The organism is Pseudomonas sp. NY15372, assembly GCF_048068215.1.
In the GTDB taxonomy this organism is placed as follows: Bacteria; Pseudomonadota; Gammaproteobacteria; order Pseudomonadales; family Pseudomonadaceae; genus Aquipseudomonas; species Aquipseudomonas guariconensis_A.
On the sequence record NZ_JBLUPY010000072.1, the window covers coordinates 1 to 3,030 of the forward strand.

Sequence of the window (3,030 nt, forward strand, 5' to 3'; positions counted from 1 at the left end):
GTCGTTGGGGCGCGCTCAGCGCCCGTTGGCGGGCCCGCGCGGCCGCGCCCCCCGCCCCCCCCACCCGGGCCGTTTGGGTTGTGTTCGGGGCGGCGTTCTGCCGCGAAAGGGCCGCAAAGCGGCCCCGAGGGTTACTTCACTTCAACCGCCAGGCTCTGGGCGATCTTGCTCTGCCACAGGGCTGGGCCGGTGATGTGCACCGACTCGCCGTTGCTGTCCACCGCGACGGTGACCGGCATGTCCTTGACCTCGAACTCGTAGATCGCCTCCATGCCCAGCTCGGCGAACGCCAGGACCTGGGACTTGCGGATCGCCTGGGCCACCAGGTAGGCGGCGCCGCCGACGGCCATCAGGTACACGGCCTTGTTGTCCTTGATCGCCTCGATGGCGGTCGGGCCACGCTCGGACTTGCCGATCATGCCCAGCAAGCCGGTCTGCTCGAGGATCTGGCGGGTGAACTTGTCCATGCGGGTCGCGGTGGTCGGGCCGGCAGGGCCTACCACTTCGTCACCGACCGGGTCGACCGGGCCGACGTAGTAGATGAAGCGACCCTTGAGGTCGACCGGCAGTTCTTCGCCACGGTTGAGCATCTCGACCATGCGCTTGTGCGCCGCATCGCGACCGGTGAGCATCTTGCCGTTGAGCAGCAGGGTCTCGCCCGGCTTCCAACTGGCCACTTCTTCCGGGGTGATCGCGTCGAGGTTGACGCGACGGGCGCTCGGGCCGGCTTCCCAGACGATTTCCGGGTAGGCGTCCAGCGACGGCGCTTCCAGCTCGGCAGGGCCGGAGCCGTCCAGCACGAAGTGGGCGTGACGGGTGGCGGCGCAGTTGGGGATCATGCAGACCGGCAGCGACGCGGCGTGGGTCGGGTAGTCCATGATCTTGACGTCGAGCACGGTAGTCAGGCCGCCCAGGCCCTGGGCGCCGATGCCCAGCTGGTTGACCTTCTCGAACAGCTCCAGGCGCAGCTCCTCGATACGGTTCTGCGGGCCGCGGGCCTTGAGCTCATGGATGTCGATGGATTCCATCAACACTTCCTTGGCCATCACGGCCGCCTTCTCGGCGGTGCCGCCGATGCCGATGCCCAGCATGCCCGGCGGGCACCAGCCGGCGCCCATGGTCGGCACGGTCTTCAGGACCCAGTCGACGATCGAGTCGGACGGGTTGAGCATGGCCATCTTCGACTTGTTCTCCGAACCGCCGCCCTTGGCCGCGACGTCGACTTCGACCTTGTCGCCGGGGACGATGGAGTAGTGGATGACCGCCGGGGTGTTGTCCTTGGTGTTCTTGCGGGCACCGGCGGGGTCCGCCAGGATCGAGGCGCGAAGGACGTTTTCAGGCAGGTTGTAGGCGCGGCGCACACCCTCGTTGATCATGTCGTCGACGCTCAGGGTGGCGCCGTCCCAGCGTACGTCCATACCGACGCGCACGAACACGGTGACGATGCCGGTGTCCTGGCAGATCGGGCGATGGCCGGTGGCGCACATGCGCGAGTTGATCAGGATCTGGGCGATGGAGTCGCGTGCGGCGGGCGACTCTTCACGCAGGTAGGCCTCGTGCATCGCCTGGATGAAATCGACGGGGTGGTAGTACGAGATGAATTGCAGGGCGTCGGCAACGCTCTGAATCAGGTCGTCTTGCTTGATCACGGTCATGCAGCGCGCTCCTCTTAAAGACGGGAACATTTCGTAAAGGCACTTCCGACACAGCCGACCAGCGCGTCGAAACACCTTGCAAGGCGCGCCGGCAGGCAGTGGCCGACGCAAAAGGGCGCGGCAGTATAGCGCGCATCCGTGCCCGGCACACCTGCGCGTGGTCTGGACCAAGGTCGGCAAGGGGCGGGCATTCTTTTTGCTGCGAACGTGCGATCCTGTTGCATGAGGGCCGCTGCGCAGCATCGCCGGCACGCCGGTGATGCCGCCACAGGCGATTTTTGAACGGAACGAGATGTTTGACCATGCCCGAACTCTGCGTCGGCGAACGCCGCTGGACGGTGCCGGCCGCCAGCAACCTGCTCGATGCCTTGAACGAGGCCGGCGTCAACGTGCCCTACAGCTGCCGAGCCGGCAGTTGCCATGCCTGCCTGGTTCGATGTCTGGATGGCCACCCGCTCGAGGCCATGCCCGAGGCCCTGAGCCCGGCGCAGCGTGAGCAGGGCTGGCGCTTGGCTTGCCAGTGCCAGGTTCAGGGCGACCTGCGCGTGGCGGTGTTCGACCCACGCCTCGATGGCCAGGCCGCAACGGTGTGCGGCCTGGCCTGGTTCGGTGCCGTGTTGCGCTTGCGCCTGCGCCCCGAGCGACCATTGCGCTACCAGGCAGGCCAGCATCTGGTGCTGTGGCTGGATGGCGTGGCGCGGCCTTACTCGCTGGCGAGCCTGCCGGGTGAAGATGACTTCCTGGAGTTTCACCTTGACTGCCGCCAGCCGGGTGCCTTTTGCGACAAGGCCAGGCAACTGGCCCTCGGCGCCGAACTGCGCCTGGGCGAGCTGCGTGGCGGGGCCCTGCACTATGACGCGGATTGGCAGGCACGGCCTTTATGGCTGCTGGCGGCAGGTACCGGGCTTGCACCGCTATGGGGCATCTTGCGCGAGGCGTTGCGCCAGGGGCACCAGGGCGAGATCAAGGTGATGCATGTGGCGCGGGATCGACACGGGTTCTACCTGGACGCGCCGTTGCAGGAACTGGCGAGCCGGTATGCGCAACTGAGCGTGCAGCAGGTGGTTGTCGAGGAGTGGGAGCAGGCGCTGGCGGGGTTGCACCTGGGGTCACGCCAAACCGTGGCATTGGTGTGCGGGGCACCGGGGCGTGTGGAGCGGTTCGCGCGGCGGCTGTTCATTGCCGGGGTGCCGAGGAACCAGGTGTTTGCCGATGTATTCGTCGAGCATGCCTGAGGCGTCAGGCCTCAATCGCCGGCAAGCCGGCTCTCATAGAACAACGCATAACTATTTGATTTTGCGGGCTTTGTGGGAGCGGGCTTGTCCCGCGATTGGGCCGGGCCGGATATCACCGTCGCCTGGCAAGGGCTTCGCCC

At 66.7% G+C, this 3,030-nt stretch carries 2 protein-coding genes; one reads left to right on the plus strand and one right to left on the minus strand.

What is annotated here, in order from left to right; translation table 11 throughout:
* Positions 1-131: 131 nt before the first annotated feature.
* Positions 132-1,655, minus strand: coding sequence for a fumarate hydratase (locus ACNFG0_RS22775; RefSeq protein WP_070094654.1), 1,524 nt, complete (start codon positions 1,653-1,655; stop codon positions 132-134).
* 302 nt (positions 1,656-1,957) lie between these two features.
* Between ACNFG0_RS22775 and ACNFG0_RS22780 the strand changes: the two genes are divergently transcribed.
* A complete protein-coding gene (locus tag ACNFG0_RS22780; RefSeq protein WP_416766512.1) occupies positions 1,958-2,890 on the plus strand; it encodes an iron-sulfur-binding ferredoxin reductase in 933 nt (310 codons plus the stop codon).
* The last annotated feature ends 140 nt before the right edge of the window (positions 2,891-3,030 follow it).

Coding starts and splice junctions, on each gene's coding strand:
- ACNFG0_RS22775 (WP_070094654.1), bottom strand. CDS start 1,655: ATGACCGTGATCAAGCAAGACGACCTGATTCAGAGCGTTGCCGACGCC.
- ACNFG0_RS22780 (WP_416766512.1), top strand. CDS start 1,958: ATGCCCGAACTCTGCGTCGGCGAACGCCGCTGGACGGTGCCGGCCGCC.